The sequence below is a fragment of the Leeuwenhoekiella palythoae genome (assembly GCF_900130045.1).
GTDB classification, from domain to species: Bacteria; Bacteroidota; Bacteroidia; order Flavobacteriales; family Flavobacteriaceae; genus Leeuwenhoekiella; species Leeuwenhoekiella palythoae.
In genome coordinates this window covers 521,614-539,984 of the sequence record NZ_FQXT01000001.1, presented here as the reverse complement: position 1 = coordinate 539,984, position 18,371 = coordinate 521,614, and the positions used below count along the sequence as shown (strand labels likewise).

The window sequence follows — 18,371 nt, the reverse complement described above, 5'->3', positions numbered from 1 at the left end:
GCGATAGTCTTAATGTGCTTGAACGAGGTCTTCGGTTAACTTCCAGACCCAGCTTTTAGAATATTCACCCAAACCGCTTTTATAATGCCCTGAAGGATGTACAACCGTAAAACTTCCGCAGGGATAATGATACTTAAAAAACAGTCGCTCAATGATTTGATTTTTGTCTTCTGTCCAATTGGCTTTTCTCCATTTCTTTAAGCCCTCATCATTTTTATAAATGTAAACAGTATTAATATCAGCTATACGATTGAGTTTACGTTCCATTTCTTTGTACCATAATTTTCTTGTACCAAAATTTATCGATCCTCTATCATTGCAAGTGTCAAGCCCCGGATAATAAATAATAGCAAGCATTTTATCACGTTCTAAAGTCTGCCCTGTAATTTCTTCAAGATGCGCGTAGAGGCTTTCAACTTGTTGCAGCGTGTCTTCCTGCGTTCTTAAAATGAGTTTAGTAACGTTAGGAATGGAGGTTTCAATAGCAAAATAGTTTCTGCCCTTGTAATGCTGTTCAAGATCACGCTCTGAAATGAGTTGATTGTTATAGTCCATATACTTTTGCTGTGCTGTTGCAGTCAGGCAAAACAAGATCAGTATGGAGAACACAATCTTGGGCATAGGCGCTAAATCGTCTTTTGTACGACTTCAAAGATTTTATTGCCGTCGCATTTGAGTGTTTTAGAAGGGTATTTTAAAAGCAATGCATAGTCGTGCGTCGCCATTAGAATGGTATTTCCGTTTTTGTTGATTTCTTGCAAAACGCCCATTACTTCTACAGAGGTTTGCGGATCGAGGTTTCCGGTTGGCTCATCGGCAAGAATTAATTCCGGGTCGTTCAAAAGCGCACGCGCGATAGCCACACGTTGCTGCTCACCACCAGAAAGTTGGTAAGGATATTTAAAGCCTTTGGTTTTCATTCCTACTTTATCCAGCACCTTATCGATTTTGTCGTCCATCTCGCTTTGATTTTTCCAGCCGGTAGCTTTTAAAACAAATTTGAGGTTTTCTTTTACGGTGCGATCATTTAGCAGTTTAAAGTCTTGAAATACAACACCTAGCTTTCTGCGTAGATACGGGATTTGCTTTTCTTTTAAAGTCGTCAGGTCAAAGTCTACAATGGTTCCTTGACCTTGCTGTAGTGGAAGATCACCATACAGGGTCTTCATAAAACTACTTTTACCGCTTCCGGTTTTACCTATGAGGTACACAAATTCGCCTTTATTGATCGTGAGGCTTACTTCAGAAAGAATAAGGCTTTCACGTTGAAAAATCGAGGCGTTTTGAAGTTGCAATACCGGTGTAGACATAAAAAAGCTTCTAATATTTGACAATTAGCTAACGTCAAAAGTACAATAACTATTTCATTTGTATAGTAGCTTTAGAGTCTATTGAATTGGCGGGTGAATTTCCTAAAAGGAAGTTCTTTTTAAGAAGCCTACTGTAGATATAATTATCCTAGTTTTGTAACGTTATTAACAGTAGTCACTTGTTAAAAAACCTACTTTTGACCGTGCTGCTTTTGCAACTTAACTTAGAAAATATGATCAAGAAATATGCCTGTATAGGGCTCCTCACGCTGCTGACCTTGCCGGTTCTCACGGCACAGCAGTCTGCCGCATTTACTAACGATCTGGCAAAATACAACAAAGCGCTCTCGCTGTATAACAGCAAACAATACCTCGCAGCGCAAACACTTTTCAACGAAATAAAACAGGAAGCTAAAGATCCCACGATCAAGGGAGATTGTGCCTATTATATCGCAAATGCTGCCGTGCGTCTCAACCAAAGTGGAGCAGATGCGGCGATGCAAAAATTTGTTGAAGAATACCCTACGAGTACCAAACGTAATTCTGCTTATAAAGATGTTGCCGATTACTACTATGAGAATGGGAAATATTCGGTAGCTAAGCGCTGGTATGAGCAAGTAGACCTGTCAAGATTGAATTGGAGCGAATTGGAGCGTTTCAATTTTAATATGGGTTACATTCATCTTAAAACCAACAGGCCGGAAGAGGCTAAGGTATATTTCAGCCGTGTGCGTAATTCTGAAAAGTACGGAGCGCAGGCGAAGTATTATGAAGGTTTTATGGCATATGAGAATGATAATTATGAAGAGGCAAGTCAGCTTTTTGAAGAAGTTGAAGCCGAAGAAGGAACCCGCGAAGACCTGAGCTATTTTAAAGCCGACTTGAATTTTAAGCAAGGTAATTTTGAAGAAGCGATCAAGCTGGCTAAAGAACAACTGCCTACTGCAAACCGTCTCGATCAATCGGAGTTGAATAAGATTATTGGAGAGAGTTATTTCAACTTAGGCCAATTTGATGAAGCGCTTCCGTATTTAAAGGAATACCGTGGAAAACGTGGAAAATGGACGAATACCGATTATTACCAATTAGGTTATGCCTATTACAAGCAAGGCGATTATGACAGTGCAATTGGGGAGTTCAATAAAATTATTGATGGAAAAAACAGCGTTGCGCAAAATGCCTATTACCACCTTGCCGATGCGTATTTACAAACCGGAAAAAAGCAGGAAGCTTTAAACGCGTTTAGAAATGCTTATCAAATGGATTTTGAGCCGAAGATCAAAGAAGATAGCGGACTCAATTATGCCAAGTTAAGTTATGAGATCGGGAATGCGTATGAGCCGGCTCCGCAAGCCATTGGTAACTATTTAGAGCAATATCCTGACACTCCTGAGCGTCAGCAATTGCAAACCTTATTGATCGACTCATACATCACTTCTAAGAATTATGAAGGAGCGATGGAACTCATTGAGAACAACCGCAATTTTGAAGATAAAGTAGCCTATCAAAAAGTGGCTTTTTACCGCGGAATCGAACTTTATAATGACGGCGATTATCAAGAGGCCATCATCAATTTTGAAAAATCTTTAAGTGAACCACGCACTCCGGAGTTCACCGCACGCGCATTATACTGGAAAGCCGAAAGTGAGTACACCATTAATCGTATCGATGATGCGTTGTTGACGTTTAAGCAGTTTGAGCAAAACAGTGCGGCGCGAGCATTACCAGAATATGACAACCTCGCTTATAATTTAGGCTATGCCTATTTCAAGAAGAAAAACTACAATCAGGCGACAAAATATTTTAGTCAGTTTACGACCTCGGGAACCGATGATAATGTGAGAAAAATGGATGCTTTTATGCGTTTGGGTGATAGTCACTTTATCGAAAGTGAATACTGGCCTGCGATGGAAGCTTACAATGCCGCTATCGCAATGCCTGGTGGAAATAAAGACTATGCGACTTTTCAGAAGTCTATAAGCTACGGTTTTGTAGATCGCAACGCACAAAAGATCGAAGGCTTAAGCAACTTTGCTAATATGTTTCCGCAGTCGAGCTACAGAGATGATGCGTTGTACGAATTAGGAAACACCTATGTTGCAACAGGTGATAATGAGCGCGGTATTCAAGCCTATGATCGCTTAGTGCGGGAGATTCCAAAAAGCAAGTTCGCTGCAAAAGCCCAGCTTAAAAAAGCGCTTATTTATGACAATACCGGTAGAAGTGATCAGGCGTTGAATTTATTCAAGCGTGTGGCTCAGGACTATCCAGGAACGCCAGAGGGTGTGCAGGCAGTAGCTTCGGCAAAACTTATTTATATAGACAAAGGTCAGGTTGATGAATACGGAAGATGGGCCAATACCCTAGATTATATTTCGGTTGAAGATTCAGAATTAGATGATGCGGCTTTCTCTTCAGCAGAGCAGCAATTGGTAGGAAGTAACAACGCACAGGCAATTCAGAATTTTGAAAAATACTTGAGAGAATATCCCAACGGACAACGTGCGATGGAAGCACATTTTTATCTTGGTCAACTTTATTTTGGTCAGAATGAATATGCAAAAACAAAGTCGCACTATAAATATGTGATCGACAAAGAACGTAGCGAGTTTACCGAACAAGCCTTGGCACGTTTAGGTCAGGTGTATTTAAGTGAAAGTAATTATGCTGATGCCGTTCCTGTTTTAAAACGTTTAGAGACCGAAGCAGATAGCGCACAGAATGTGATTTTTGCGCAAAGCAACTTGATGAAATCCTATTACGAATTGCAGCAATATGCAAATGCCGTAAGTTATGCAGATAAGGTATTAGCTAATTCAAAAATCGATAACAAAGTAAAAAGTGATGCACAAGTGATCATTGCCCGAAGCGCGATGCAAACCGGTGATGAAAGCAAAGCAGCAACCGCTTATGCTGAGGTTTCCAAAATTGCAACCGGAGCCTTAGCAGCAGAAGCTTTATACTACGATGCTTATTTTAAAAATAAGAATGGCGATTATGCCGGTTCTAATACTTCGGTACAAAAATTAGCTAAAGACTATAGCGGTTACAAAGAATATGGCGCTAAAGGTTTAGTCCTGATGGCTAAAAACTTTTATGAGTTGAATGACGCCTACCAAGCGACTTACATCTTAGATAATGTGATCACCAATTTTACCGATTATCCGCAAGTTGTGGCTGAAGCGCAACAGGAACTTAAGCGCATTAAAGCAGCAGAGTCTAAAACCAACTCTTCTTTAGAGGAAGGTAATTAATTCTGTAGCTATGCGTAATCAACCTATAATTAGAAAATCAGTTATGATTCAAAAGATAAAATCAATTTTTACATTCAGTTTTGTGCTCGCCGGAATCGGGTTTGTACACGCTCAGGAAAAAGATAATCTGGGCACCGAAGTCGTAAATGTTGTAAAACCCTATACGCCAGAAATTGGTGATGCGTTTAAAGTTAAGGCGACGCCGGCGCTTAATGATTCGGTAAATACGGCAAAGAAAAAAGTGACCTATGGTATTTTTTCGGTGCCGGTTGCTTCGACATTTACCCCTGCAAAAGGTAAAGCTGCTCAAGTAGAAAAGGCAAAGCCGGTCAAACTTTATGATAATTATGTGCGTTTAGGTTTTGGTACCTATACCACCGCTTTGGCCGAATTTTACAGCAATTTTGAAATCGATCGCGATTCTAATTTCGGAATCTATTTAAACCATAACTCGTCTCAAGGCGATATTGATGGCGTGGTGCTGGATAACCAGTTTTATGATACTGATCTGAACCTAAACTATACCTCACGAAACCGTGATTTTAATTGGTACACTGATCTTGACTTAGGGCATAAATTGTACAACTGGTATGGGCTTGACGAGTTTGTTTCGGCGTCACCAACTTTGGTTCAAAATATTGATCCCGTGCACAGCTATTTTCAGGCAGGATTAAGTGGAGGTATTGAGTTTAATGAAGGTTTTTTTGAGGGCGCAACTGCTCGTGTAGGATACTTTGGAGATTCTTACGAGTCGAGCGAAATCAGAGCAGTAATTGCTCCGGAGTTTATGATCCCGATTACCGATCAGAAAATCAGTATTGATCTTAATCTTGACTATTTAAATGGAAGTTTTGACCGCAATTACCAGAATTCTGAGGCTATTGAGTATACACATCTTATCGCAAGCGCAAATCCTAGTTTGCAGATCTTTTTAGATGATCTTACGCTTGATCTTGGGGTAAATGTAGCTGCAGATCTTAATCCGGATGCAGATGAGACTGATATTAATATTTATCCTAGTGTGCAGGCTTCTTACAATGTAGTTGACGAGTATTTTATCGCTTACGGTGGTCTTGAAGGTGGCTTAATCCAAAATAGCTATCAAGAGCTCGCTACTGCAAATCCGTTTGTTTCACCCACATTAGATTCCCTTTCTCCAACTGATCAGAAATATGATCTTTTTGCCGGAATTAAAGGGAAATTAAGCAGCGCAATGAGCTATAACTTGCGCGCGAGTTATTTAGCGGAAGATAACCGTTTGCTCTATAAAAACAATTACAGGTCAGTAAGTGAAGCAACACTGGCCGGCGCCGAAAATTACCAGTATGGCAATTCATTTGGCATCGTAAATGAAAACCTCAAAACGCTTTCGATTTTTGGAGAACTCAATTTTGATGTCAATAGCAATTTAAAAATGCGCATCAATGGGGAGGCCTTTAGTTATACTACAGATCTAGAAGAAGAAGCCTGGAATTTACCTGATTTTCAAGCCTCATTCTTTGCAGATTATCAGATTGATGAACACTGGTTTGCCGGTGTAACTTTATTCTATGTTGGTGCTCGTAAAGACCAGGTAGATGTGCAAACAAGCTCAATAAGTTCTAATCCACAGTTGGTTGAATTAGAAAGTTATTTTGATGCCAATGCACACGCCGGTTATCGTGTGAACGATCAACTTTCCTTTTTCGCACGGGTTAATAATGCCTTAGGTAACAACTACCAGCGCTGGGTAAACTATCCGGTACAAGGGCTGCAAGGTATGGCGGGCGCTACGTACCGTTTTGACTGGTAATACTTTTAGGACTTATGAATTTTAAAAACTCCCTTTTTAGGGAGTTTTTTTGTTTTACAAGATGATGTCTTAATTTGTACATTCGCCAAAAATTTGACTATGCGCGCTATACTTTTAGGTTTTACCATTTTTACTTTATTGCTGAGTTGTGATCAAAAACCGACTGATAAAATGGAAGTAGATTCTATTTTTTACAACGGAACGGTTTACACCGTAAATACTGATTTTTCTAAGGCGGAAGCTTTTGCGGTAAAAGACGGGAAGTTTGTCGCAGTAGGGCTAACGGATTCTATTCAGGCAAAGTATAATGCAAAAGAAACGGTTGACCTCAAGGGTAAAACCGTGCTTCCGGGATTGATTGATGCGCATTGTCATTTTTATCGCTTTGGCGAAAGTCTTCAGAATGCAGATTTGGTGGGAACTACAAGTTACCAAGAGATCCTAGAACGCCTAGTAGTTTTTCACGAGAAAAAACCTTCCTCTTTTATTTTTGGTCGCGGTTGGGATCAAAACGATTGGGCGGTTAAGGATTTTCCGAATAAATCAAAGTTAGATTCTGTTTTTCCTGATACTCCTGTTGCTTTACAGCGTATAGATGGTCACGCGCTTTTGGTGAATCAAAAGGCTTTGGAACTGGCTAAAATAGATAAGAATACACAAGTTGAAGGCGGTGAGATCATCAAAGAAAATGGTAAAGTAAGCGGCGTACTCATTGATAATGCAATGGATTTAGTTTACGCAGTAATGCCAAAATTAAGTCGGGAGCAAAGCATTCAGGCTTTAAAAGATGCGCAACGTTACTGCTTTGATTATGGTTTGACCACGGTGAATGACGCAGGACTTGATCGTGCCACCATTATGTTGATCGATAGTCTTCAGCAAGCAGATGCCTTGAGTATGCGTATGTATGTAATGATCAGTAACAGTCCGGAAGATGTGGATTACTTTATAGAAAACGGAATTTTAAAAACCGAAAAGCTCAATGTACGCTCGGTAAAGGTGTATGGTGATGGTGCTTTAGGTTCGCGTGGTGCCGCGTTACGCGCGCCGTATTCTGACCGCCACGATCACTATGGAGCGATGGTTACTCCGGTAGAAGATATCAAAGCCTTGGCAAAAAAGCTTGCCGCAACAGATTTCCAGATGAATACCCACGCGATTGGAGATTCTGCAAACACAGTGATCTTAAACGCTTATGCCGAAGCTTTAGAAGGTCAATCTGATCGCCGCTGGAAAGTAGAGCATGCGCAAGTTATTTCACCGGATGATTTTAATTATTTTGATGATAATATTTTACCATCTGTACAACCTACCCACGCAACCAGTGATATGTATTGGGCAAAAGACCGTTTAGGAGAGCGTAGAATGAAAGGAGCATACGCCTATAAAAAACTGCTTGACGAAGCCGGAATGATCGCCTTAGGTACCGACTTTCCTGTAGAGCAGGTAAATCCATTTTACACGTTTTATGCCGCTGTAGCTCGAAAGGATCTAGAGCATTACCCGCAAGACGGATTTCAGAAAAAAGATGCGCTTTCGCGTGAAGAAACCCTGCGCGGTATGACGATTTGGGCTGCTTATTCCAATTTTGAAGAGAAGGAAAAAGGCAGTATCGAAGCCGGTAAGTTTGCAGATTTCATCGTGATGGATCAAGATATCATGACCATCGAAGAAGATGCTATTCCTGATCTGGAAGTGAATCAGACTTGGTTAGGCGGAAAGCAGGTAAAATAAGTATTAGATGCAGCTATTTTTAGCGTAGGAGTAAACAGCTCTGTCTAACTCAGTAATTTTACCATCTGCATCAATACGCAAATGAACTTGGTCACTTTGGTATGGAAGACAGCCACTTACAAGTTCAGAAACTAAAAGTTCAAAGTGATCATCAGTTGCCTTTATAGCTCCTATTTCTTTAATGTCTAAACTGTGAAAATAACCGTTAGCGTTAGCCCAAAGTATTGCCTCAGAACGGGTGTCTATCGTGCCTAAAAATGTCAATAATTGTTCCGGCGTATTTAGGATAGTGTTGTTATCGCCATGTTGAAATTTGATGTATAAAAAGCAATAGGAGGGCAGACAGCTTCCGGCGAAACCAAACGGAGTTTCGAGCATGTTGAACGATTCAATACACGCATCAGTATTTGACGCATTCACACAAAGACTTCCCTCAGAAACGATGAGCTCTTCATTGCCAGGGGTATCAAAAGAGTACAACAGCTCATAGTAATCGTAAGCAATATTTGTAGTAAGATCGGCATAGGGAAAACGCTCAGTGATCGATTCAAACTGAGACAGATCAACGTTTATAGCTTCGTCTTCACTGCATCCTAAGCTTATCAAAAGAATTAACAAGAAGAGATAATTGTAGATTTTTTTCATAAGTAGACATTTTCAATCATATCAAAATTTGCGCTTATTTATATGATGTTCAGTTGCTTAAATGGTTGCGTCGCTAATGTGATTTACTCAATAATCCGGATTAAAAACTTAAAAAGCTTCATACAGAATTTTACCATACCGAGAAAAAAATACTACTTCAATACAGAATGAACAACAGCGAAAACGTAGCAATAAATATCCATAACACTAAAGCTAACGCCACAGGTTTGAGTCCGATGGTTTTAAAATCTTTCAACGAAATGTTGATACCTATCAATAGAAGCGATACAAGCAATAATCGTTTGGATAGCAAGACTAATCCTTCGGCCCAACTTTCGGGTAGGAGGTGATAGCTGTGCGCTAAAATGGCTAGTACAAAGAAAATGATAAAATAGGGGATGCGCACACGTTCGTTTTTCGTCTTAAAATAAAACATAGAGAACACCGCCATTGGGATGATCCACAACGTACGGGTAAGTTTTACGGTGGTTGCAATTTTGAGCGCCTCTTCGCCATATTGCAAGGCTGCACCAACTACAGAACTGGTGTCATGTATCGCCACAGCACACCAGATACCAAATTGCTCTTGACTCAAATGAAATGCGTGCCCCAACACCGGGAAGATACATAACGCCATAGCATTCAGCATAAAAACTATCGCTAGTGAAACGCTTATGGTTTTTGCATTGGCTTTGATCGCAGGACTGATCGCGGCGATCGCGCTTCCGCCGCAGATCGCCGTTCCTGAGGTGATCAAATGGCCCAGACGCAAATCTATTTTTAAATATTTGGTCAATATAAATCCCAGAAAGACCGTAAGAACGATGGTACTCAACGTTAGACTGAAACCTTTGCTTCCGGTGGCGATGGTTTCAGAAATAAACATTCCAAAGCCCAGCCCGATCACTGCAAATTTGAGCAAGTAATTTATAGCCTGATGCTGCTTTTGCCGGTAGGGTGTTTTGAAAAATAGATTGAATAGAAAACCGGCAATTAAAGCTAATGGACTTGTAAAGGCCCCGCTTAGTGCTAGTAGGATCAATGCGAAGAATATAAGCTTAGAATAACGACTTTTCATATCAATAATTTGACACAAAAATACGTTGACTGAAATGCCTTTGAGGAATCTTATTTGTTCTTATAGATAACTAAAAGTTATTTCTATTTTGAATGAAGCGCTCCAGATAATCTATATTTTTAGAAAGATAACCCGTGCGCCGTACAAAGTAGAACCAGCGCTCAATACTGAAGTTTTTAATATCTATGATTTTGAGACGGTTATTCTTTAAATCGTCTGCCACCGAATGAATAGAGAGCAGCGCAAAGTGTTCAGAATGGTATAAAAAGTTTTTAATGGCTTCAGTGCTGTTAAACAAAATATTGCGATCAATAGACTTGATCTGGTGTTGTTGTAAGAATGAATCAATAACCTCCCGTGTTCCAGAGCCTGATTCGCGTGAGACCAACGGTAAATCTTTTAATTTTTTCAATGCGATCGCATTTTCTTTAACGCTGGTATTTGCGGCATTGGTCACCAACACGATCTCGTCCTTTAAAAATTTAGTGTACGATAATTTGTTGTTGTTGGTATTGCCTTCGGTTATGCCAAAATGAATTTCTTCATCTAAAATAAGCTTCTCAATATGTTCAGTATTAGCAGCTCGAATACTAAACTTTGTTTTGGGAAATCTTAAGTTGAATTGAGCGATCACTTGGGGAATCACATAGTCAGACAATGTGGTGCTCACTCCCATATCTATGGCCTCAGGAAAGGCTTCATTTTTATGCGTGAATTGCTCATCCATTTCCGCATAAATGCTCAGGATCTTTTGCGTATGAATGAGAAATGCTTTGCCTTCTGCGGTAAGTTCAATGGCATTGCGTTTGCGTACAAAAAGTGTGGTCTTAAATTCTTCTTCAAGGCTTTTGATCGCTTTAGAAACTGCCGGTTGCGAGAGATAAAGTTGTTCGGCGGCCTTTGTAAAACTCAAATGCTTTGCCACCACTTTAAAGATCTGAAGTTTTGTACGCATATTTTTTCAGATTGCTAAACGACCCAACTTTTTCCAACAAGCATCCAAGAGATCAACGTTTGTTTTTTACCTGTTTGGGAATCTATTTTATGAATTCGCGGTGTTAAGAATACAGTGATTACCGCGCACGTTGCAGCTTTAACTGCGCCCTCAAAACTTGGAAATAACCATTGTAGCGTATACCAAATTCCTATGTAGCAGATAAAAGATGCAAGTAAGCTTAGAAATATAACCGTAAAACGATTCATGGTTGTAAAATTTTGTTTCAGATAAGATAAAAAATAGATCTAATCAAACAAAATACACACAGGTTTAGGAGCAGCAATTTCAGAAGCATACGTCAATAATCCGGTTTCAGGATCTCTGGTATAGGATACCAAATTATTGCTGTTTTGATTCGCCACGATCACAAAATTTTGATCTGGTGTAATCTGAAAGTTTCTAGGATCTTTTCCTTTGGTAGGCTCGTTAGCGATTAATGAGAGCGCCCCTTGATCATCAACTTCTAAAATAGCGATACTGTCGTGTCCGCGATTTGAAGCATAAATAAACCTACCATCATCGCTGATGTGAATATCTGCTGCTTTGCTGTATTCAGAAAATCCCTCGGGTAATATTGAAGTAACTGCTAAAACGCTGTATTGACCATTTTCTTTACCCACCTGTGCAATGGTGTTGTCTAGTTCGTTCAAGACATAAATAAATCCGTTAGCAGGATGAAAAACCAAATGTCTTGGGCCCGCACCTTCCGGGAAGTCCAGCTTCTGATTTTCTGCTGGTTCTAATTTTTGAGTTTCATTATTGATCTTAGAAAACCATAATTGATTGGTTCCTAAATCAGCCGAAACAATTCCGCTTCCGTCAGGTAAAAACCATACAGAATGTGCGTGTGGACCTTCTTGACGATCGGTGGTTCCTTGACCTTCATGTTGTTCTACATCTAAAAGCGCAGAAAGGCTGCCATCTTTTTCATTCAGTTTTAACAGGCCTAAGTTACCGCCACTATAATTGGCTACCAGAACATCATTATTCTCATTAAGCGTCACAAAACAAGGGTGTGCACCGCCCGTTTCGGTTTGCGATAGTTGAACCAAACTGTCATTTTTAACCTCGAACGAAGTGATCATTCCGGGGTCGTCTTCATTAACAGCAAGCAGCGTATGCTTAGTAGCACTCAAAGCCAAAAAAGATGGATTAGAAGTCGTTGCGACCAGTACAGGTTTTGTAAAGGTGCCGTCGTCTTCTATACCGGCTTTGTAAATCCCTTGACTTTCACCATCAGTATAAGTGCCTAGATAAAAGGTTGTGCGCGGGGAAGCGGCGGTATCAGTCATATCAGTTTCAGATTTCTTTTCGGTGTTTTTACAAGAAAGAAGGGTACACAAACTTAGTCCCAACAGTGCTGCTTTCATAAAAAATTGTGCTTTTAGTACGTGCGTAATTGCATTTTAAAAGTACTGCTTTTATAGGGTAAATTGATGTAAACCTACAAATAACACGTGTTTGGTATTACAATTTTTTTGGCCTTGCCAAAAAGATATTATGCGCGAGGCGTTAATTGAGGTCGTTTACTCGGCCCCGTTGGGATACCAATCTAAAATGATCACTTCTGTACCCACATCAGCAGAATCTACAATACCTTTAAATTGATCTACATCGCTCAAACCATTTTGACCTCTAAAATGATATGGGTAAGCTTCTTTGGGTTTGAAATCTATGACCGCATCAGCGGCGCTAGTGACCGGCATCGTGTACGGGAGATTCATACAAATAAAAGCTTTGTCGATATCTTTCAAATTGCGCATTTCTGGGATGTCTTCAGTATCCCCTGAAAAATAGACGCGCATTCCATCTTTTTCAATAAGATAACCATTTCCGCGGCCTATGGTATGAAACTGCTTGGCTTCCTCTCTAAGATTATACATTGGGATCGCGGTAAGCGTGTAACCATCCCAAGTTTGTGTTTCGTCATTAGCGATCACAGTCACTTGCTCTTTGATCGCACCTTTTAATTGGTCAACTACTGCTTGTGGTGCAAAAATAGTCGTGCTACTATCAGCAACAGCGGTTAGGGTTTCTTCGTTAAGGTGATCGCCGTGAATATCAGTAATTAGGATCACTTGAGGTTTTGGCTTGTTTTCAAAAGCTTTGGTACCACCCACAGGATCAATGTAAAACACGTCTTCGCCAAAATCAAAAATAGCAGTGGCGTGTTCAATAGGTGTTATATTAAACTCAGCTTCGGTGGTTGCTTCAGTGGTCATCGTGGCTTCTTCTGAAGCTAATGAAGACTCATCTTCCGCTTTATTTTGATTCTTACAACTATATAGTGTGGTTATTGCTAATGCAACTAAAACTAGATTTTTCATAATAGGTATTATAGGTTTCTACCTAAAGGAAAAAAGAATCAAGCTGAATTTGTATTAAAGAATTTATAAACTTTAAAACCGGATCTCCATTTTAATGTCGGCACGGGCGTAGGGATTGGGATGCTCTAGCGGAATTTCTTCAAAACCAAATTTACGATAGAGATAGATCGCATTTTCTAGTTTTCGGTTAGAATATAGCAGGAGCCTGTCTAAGCCTTTTTGTTGTGCAAAGTCAAGCGTATAGCGCAACAATTGCTGTCCTATTTTTTGCCCGCGAAGGCTGGCATCTACTGCCATTTTAGTCATCTCAAAAATGCCGTGTTCATCGGGCATAAGGGCAACCACCCCAACAACTTTTTGATCTTGAAGCGCAACAAGAATTTCTCCACCGGGTTGAATTATAAAGCGATCGGGATCACTCAAAACCTCGTCGTCGTGCGGTTCTACCACAAAAAACTGTTCCAGCCAATGTAAATTAAGCTGTTTGAAAGCTTGGGCATAGTTAGGCTGGTAAGTATCAAAAATTAGTTTCATAGGATAATTTAGGAGCGCAAAGTACTACAGAAGCACATGCTGACTGCATTTTTAAAACGAATTCAAGCATACACCTCCAATTGTTCAATAGGCTTTTTGTAAATTCGAAGCAGACAAAATAACCCTATTATGGCCGATCGAAAATTAGGTTTAAATACCATTTGCACTCACGTGGGTGAGGTTGAAGATACACAGTTTAAAGGAGCGATCTCTCCAATTTATATGTCTACATCGTATGCATATGAAGATGTTGAAGTCAAACGTTATCCGCGTTATTTTAATACCCCTAACCAAGAAATGTTAGGCAAAAAAATTGCTGCATTAGAAAGCACAGAAGCAGGAATGATCTTTGGCAGCGGAATGGCGGCAGTAAGTACCACATTGCTTGCTTTTTTAAGTGCTGGCGATCATATTGTGCTGCAAAAAACGCTTTACGGCGGAACGTTTAACCTCGTGGAAGAAGAATTCTCTAAAATGGGAATCGAATATACCTTCACTTCGGGTCTCGAGCAGGCCGATTTTGAGGCTGCTATTCAAGATAATACTAAGGTGATTTATATTGAAACGCCATCAAACCCCTTGATGACTGTCACTGACATGCAAATGGTGGCCGACCTTGCTAAGGCTAAGGGAATCGTTACGATGATAGATAATACGTTTGCCTCTCCGGTAAATCAGAATCCGGCAGATTTTGGGATCGATATTATGATTCATAGCGCTACAAAGTATATGGGCGGACATAGCGATATTCTTGCCGGTGCGGTCGCTTGTTCAGAAGTGCATATGGATAAGATCTGGAATAAAGCTAAAAACCTGGGTGGAAGCTTAAGCGAATTTTCGGTATGGATGTTAGAGCGTAGCTTAAAAACCTTGGTACTGCGCGTAAAGCAGCAGAATAAAAATGCGAAGAAACTGGCCAAATGGCTTGATCAAAACGGACATGTGAAAGCGGTTTATTATCCCGGATTAAAAACACATCCTGATCACGCGTTGGCTAAAAAACAAATGCGAGGCTATGGTGGAATGCTATCTTTTGAACTTTCAGATGAGTTAGATGCTGCTGCGTTTATGAAAGAATTAAAACTGATCAAACCTTCTATGAGTTTAGCGGGAGTAGAATCGACCATTCTTTCGCCTACGCAAACTTCGCACGCCTTGTTAAGTGCTGAAGAGCGCGAAAATCAAGGAATCGCAGATGGTTTATTGCGTTTTTCGGTGGGGATTGAAGAAAAAGAAGATTTGATCGCAGACCTTAAGCAGGCTTTGGAGAAAGTGGTGAAAGACAGTTTGAATTTTAGCATATAAGTTAGGTTCGCTGCAGTGCATCGACAGATTAGGGATCATTATTAAAAGCAACACAATTGAAATTAGATATACTTGCCATTGGCGCGCATCCTGACGATGTAGAACTGTCGTGCAGTGGTGTTCTTGCAAAAGAGGCCAGTCGCGGAAAGAAAACAGGAATTCTAGATCTTACACGAGGCGAATTGGGCACACGAGGTTCGGCAGAAATACGAGATCAGGAAGCTGCGACGGCAGCTAAGATCCTAGGTTTAAGCGTACGCGAAAACATTGCTTTAGCTGATGGTTTCTTTACAAATGATAAAGAATCGCAGCTGCGCATTATTGAGATCATACGCAAATACCAGCCGGAAATCGTGCTGTGTAATGCGGTTGATGATCGGCATATTGATCACGGTAAAGGGAGCAAATTAGCGAGTGACGCCTGCTTTTTAAGTGGTTTGAAAAAGATTGAAACCATTCTTGACGGTAAGACTCAGGAAGCTTGGAGACCTAAACACGTGTATCATTATATTCAATGGAAAAACTTGCAACCTGATGTTGTGGTAGACATCAGCGGCTTTATGGATGTTAAGATGAAATCTGTTCTTGCGTATGCGTCACAATTTTATGATCCCAATAATCCAGATAATAATACGCCTATATCAAGCAAGAACTTTCAAGATAGTGTCAAATACAGAGCACAAGACTTAGGCAGACTTATAGGAACAGACTATGCCGAAGGTTTTACTGTGGAACGCTATCCTGCTGTAGATTCAATTTTTGATTTGATCTAAAATTTTTTAAATAAATGTATTGCTCATAATGCAGATTTACATTACATTTGCACCCGCATAAATCGCTAGCGAAATATGCATTTAAATGGTGGTTGTAGCTCATCCCGATAGCTATCGGGAGGTTAATGCGCCAAGTCAAGATAAAACTTGATAAAATAATAAATGGTGGTTGTAGCTCAGTTGGTTAGAGCGCCTGATTGTGGTTCAGGAGGTCGTCGGTTCGAGACCGATCTTCCACCCGAAAGTAAAGATCCTCACAGCAATGTGGGGATTTTTTCGTTTATACTCTCCCTACACTGCTATTCTGAAAGCGTAATCAACTTCATCACCGTTTTCCAGTTCCGAGTCGTGGCGTTGACTTTAAGTTTTTTCTCAAACAGAGCGTTAGAGAGTTTGGTCTTATGGTATTTCCCGGGAATGTTTAAATAAACGAATGTGTTTTGGAGATGGAATTGATCTGGAGAAAGATCAATTTCTTGTAAGGCTTCGGCAAGCGATTTCTCAGGTACTTTATTTAAAAAGCTAAGATGCAACTGTGTAAGGGGAGGAGCTTCGGTAGCAAACGGATTATTCTTTACAGCGTGTTGAAGCGTTTCTGCTGTCAAGCAAATCACAGGAACTTCAAAACCAAAACGTTCTAAAATGCCATTTTGTATCTTTAGCGCAAGTTCCGCAGTGTTTTCAACAGGACTTTTAAAAATGATATTTCCGCTTTGAATATAGGTTTTAACTTGCCCAAAACCCAAATCGGTCATCAATTGGCGCAGCTCAGCCATTGGAACTTTTCGGTGACCGCCTACGTTTATTCCGCGTAATAATGCAATTTTTGTTGAGCTCATAAGCCGCAATTATAGGTAAGCATTTTATAGTCCAAATTTTTCTTGACGCCGTGCCATTCTGAATTAGTTATAGAAAACACAACCGTGTCTCTGTAACTTCCATCTGCATTAATACGGTGATTGCGCAACACACCATCCTGTTTTGCGCCCAGTCTGGCGATGGCTGCGCGCGATCTAAGATTAAACCAGTCAGTTACTATTTGAACAGCGATACAGTTAAGTTGTTCAAAGGCATAAGCAAGTAATAAGCGTTTGCAGGCGGTATTCACACCGGTGCGCTGAACACTTTTTGCATACCAAGTGTAGCCAATTTCCAGTCGTTTATGCTGCGGTTGCATACCATAGAACCGTGTACATCCTATGATTTTTCCGCTTTGCGCATCAATTACGCTAAAAGGATATTCTTCCCCTTTTTCTTGTTGTTCAAGCGCAGTGGCGATAAACGCATCTATGGTTTCAGCCGAAGGCACCGAAGTGTACCACAACTCCCATAAACTTCCGTCAGATGCTGCGGCGAGCAAGCCATCGCGATGCTCACGTTTTAATGGTACAAGTTTAACTGTGGCATCTTCTAATTCTAACGGATGGGCAATCCATTTTTGCATAACCTGTGGGTTTTGATTCTAGTTATAAAACTACTTCATAAGCATAAAAAAAGCCTCTAAAAAGAGGCTTTTGTATCTGGTAGTGCTTCGTAATTAGGGTGCTTTATCAACGATGATGCGATCTTCGCGATTCGCCAGTTCCCAAGCGGTTAAGAAAACGAGCTGTGCGCGTTTTGCCAGCATTGGGTAATTGATCTTATCTGGTGTGTCAGTCACCTTATGGTAATCCTCGTGGGTTCCGTTAAAATAGAAGATAATAGGTACACCTTGCTTAGCAAAGTTGTAGTGATCAGAACGGTAATAAAAACGATTAGGATCGTTCTCATCATTGTAAGTATAATCAAGATCAATGTTCATATATTTATTATTCACGGCAGTAGAAATACTATCTAACTGTGTGCTTAACTTATCTGAACCTATTAAATAAATGTAATTTTCGTTGTCTTTGTGTGCATCGTCAACACGGCCAATCATATCAATATTTAAGTCAGCCACAGTATTTTCAATAGGGAAAATTGGGTTTTCTGCATAATAGCGCGAACCGTAAAGTCCTTTTTCTTCTCCGGTTACGTGCAAGAAAACAATAGAGCGCTGTGGTCTGTAACCTGCTTCAACAGCTTTGTTAAATGCTTCGGCAATCTCCAGAACACCAACTGTTCCAGAACCATCATCATCAGCACCATTAAATACTTCACCATCATCACGTACCCCTACGTGATCTAAATGCGCAGAAATAACAATATATTCTTCTGGTTTAGTACTTCCTTTTATATAGGCCACTACATTTTCTGAAGCTTTGATCCCGCTTCCGGCTCTGAAAAAACTTTCAGGAACAATCTGAAAATACGAGTCTTCTAGCGCAGATGGAATATCCTGATCGATATAGTAGTCTTTAAGATAAGCTACCGCCTTCTTTTGTCCCGGTTCACCGGTGTTACGACCTTCAAATTCATCTGAAGCATAAACGTAAAGCATTTCTTTTAACTCATCTGCAGTAATACTTTCGGCATACGGCATAGGGTCAACATCGGTAAGGGTGACCTCTTTACCAGAATGATTTGAAGATTCGGTCATTTTTGGGCCGCAATTTACCAGCATAACACTGGCAAGAACGCCGGCCATATAAACAATTTGTTTCATAGGTACTTTTAATTAAAGCGTTAAAAATACGCTTTTAG

General features: G+C 40.3%; 16 protein-coding genes and 1 tRNA gene. 6 read left to right on the top strand and 11 right to left on the bottom strand.

Going from position 1 to position 18,371, the window contains the following annotated elements:
- Window positions 1–9 precede the first annotated feature (9 nt).
- A complete protein-coding gene (locus tag BUA96_RS02285; protein WP_128755711.1) occupies window positions 10–621 on the bottom strand; it encodes a hypothetical protein in 612 nt (203 codons plus the stop codon).
- 5 nt (window positions 622–626) lie between these two features.
- Complete coding sequence (locus tag BUA96_RS02280) at window positions 627–1,310, bottom strand: cell division ATP-binding protein FtsE (protein WP_072979934.1); 684 nt, start codon at window positions 1,308–1,310, stop codon at window positions 627–629.
- 233 nt (window positions 1,311–1,543) lie between these two features.
- Here BUA96_RS02280 and BUA96_RS02275 point away from each other — a divergent pair, with 233 nt between their 5' ends.
- From BUA96_RS02275 to BUA96_RS02265, 3 genes are all read left to right on the top strand, one after another.
- A complete protein-coding gene (locus BUA96_RS02275; protein ID WP_072980445.1) occupies window positions 1,544–4,564 on the top strand; it encodes a tetratricopeptide repeat protein in 3,021 nt (1,006 codons plus the stop codon).
- 43 nt (window positions 4,565–4,607) lie between these two features.
- Window positions 4,608–6,356 (top strand): TonB-dependent receptor, encoded by a 1,749-nt coding sequence (locus tag BUA96_RS02270; RefSeq protein ID WP_072979932.1) that lies wholly within the window; start codon window positions 4,608–4,610, stop codon window positions 6,354–6,356.
- A gap of 99 nt (window positions 6,357–6,455) precedes the next feature.
- Window positions 6,456–8,090, top strand: coding sequence for an amidohydrolase (locus BUA96_RS02265; protein WP_072979930.1), 1,635 nt, complete (start codon window positions 6,456–6,458; stop codon window positions 8,088–8,090).
- A 3-nt stretch (window positions 8,091–8,093) separates the two neighbouring features.
- On the opposite strand, the gene BUA96_RS02260 is transcribed toward BUA96_RS02265, so the two are convergent.
- The 6 genes from BUA96_RS02260 to BUA96_RS02230 all read right to left on the bottom strand — a co-directional run bounded on the left by BUA96_RS02260 (window position 8,094) and on the right by BUA96_RS02230 (window position 13,671).
- Window positions 8,094–8,735 (bottom strand): hypothetical protein, encoded by a 642-nt coding sequence (locus BUA96_RS02260; RefSeq protein ID WP_072979928.1) that lies wholly within the window; start codon window positions 8,733–8,735, stop codon window positions 8,094–8,096.
- Window positions 8,736–8,892: 157 nt separating this feature from the next.
- Window positions 8,893–9,813: a YeiH family protein gene (locus BUA96_RS02255; RefSeq protein WP_072979926.1), complete on the bottom strand. Its 921-nt coding sequence runs from the start codon at window positions 9,811–9,813 to the stop codon at window positions 8,893–8,895.
- 70 nt (window positions 9,814–9,883) lie between these two features.
- Window positions 9,884–10,768 (bottom strand): LysR family transcriptional regulator, encoded by an 885-nt coding sequence (locus BUA96_RS02250; RefSeq protein ID WP_072979924.1) that lies wholly within the window; start codon window positions 10,766–10,768, stop codon window positions 9,884–9,886.
- 287 nt (window positions 10,769–11,055) lie between these two features.
- On the bottom strand, window positions 11,056–12,180 hold the full coding sequence (locus BUA96_RS02240) for a lactonase family protein (RefSeq protein ID WP_072979920.1): 1,125 nt from the start codon (window positions 12,178–12,180) through the stop codon (window positions 11,056–11,058).
- 156 nt (window positions 12,181–12,336) lie between these two features.
- Entirely contained in the window at window positions 12,337–13,137 is an 801-nt protein-coding gene (locus BUA96_RS02235; RefSeq protein WP_072979918.1) for an MBL fold metallo-hydrolase, read from the bottom strand.
- A gap of 72 nt (window positions 13,138–13,209) precedes the next feature.
- Window positions 13,210–13,671, bottom strand: a complete 462-nt coding sequence (locus BUA96_RS02230; RefSeq protein ID WP_072979916.1) for a GNAT family N-acetyltransferase — start codon at window positions 13,669–13,671, stop codon at window positions 13,210–13,212.
- Window positions 13,672–13,800: 129 nt separating this feature from the next.
- Here BUA96_RS02230 and BUA96_RS02225 point away from each other — a divergent pair, with 129 nt between their 5' ends.
- The 3 genes from BUA96_RS02225 to BUA96_RS02215 all read left to right on the top strand — a co-directional run bounded on the left by BUA96_RS02225 (window position 13,801) and on the right by BUA96_RS02215 (window position 15,989).
- Window positions 13,801–14,976, top strand: coding sequence for a trans-sulfuration enzyme family protein (locus BUA96_RS02225; protein ID WP_072979914.1), 1,176 nt, complete (start codon window positions 13,801–13,803; stop codon window positions 14,974–14,976).
- Window positions 14,977–15,032: 56 nt separating this feature from the next.
- Complete coding sequence (bshB1, locus tag BUA96_RS02220) at window positions 15,033–15,749, top strand: bacillithiol biosynthesis deacetylase BshB1 (RefSeq protein WP_072979912.1); 717 nt, start codon at window positions 15,033–15,035, stop codon at window positions 15,747–15,749.
- A 164-nt stretch (window positions 15,750–15,913) separates the two neighbouring features.
- A tRNA-His gene (locus BUA96_RS02215) sits at window positions 15,914–15,989 on the top strand.
- A gap of 59 nt (window positions 15,990–16,048) precedes the next feature.
- Here the strand turns inward: BUA96_RS02215 and BUA96_RS02210 are convergent.
- The 3 genes from BUA96_RS02210 to BUA96_RS02200 form a co-directional block, all read right to left on the bottom strand.
- Window positions 16,049–16,588, bottom strand: a complete 540-nt coding sequence (locus BUA96_RS02210; protein ID WP_072979910.1) for a DUF1697 domain-containing protein — start codon at window positions 16,586–16,588, stop codon at window positions 16,049–16,051.
- Window positions 16,585–17,193, bottom strand: a complete 609-nt coding sequence (locus BUA96_RS02205; RefSeq protein WP_072979908.1) for a GNAT family N-acetyltransferase — start codon at window positions 17,191–17,193, stop codon at window positions 16,585–16,587. The genes BUA96_RS02210 and BUA96_RS02205 overlap by 4 nt, the downstream gene beginning before the upstream one ends.
- A 93-nt stretch (window positions 17,194–17,286) precedes the next feature.
- Entirely contained in the window at window positions 17,287–18,333 is a 1,047-nt protein-coding gene (locus tag BUA96_RS02200) for a M28 family metallopeptidase (RefSeq protein ID WP_072979906.1), read from the bottom strand.
- Window positions 18,334–18,371 lie beyond the last annotated feature (38 nt).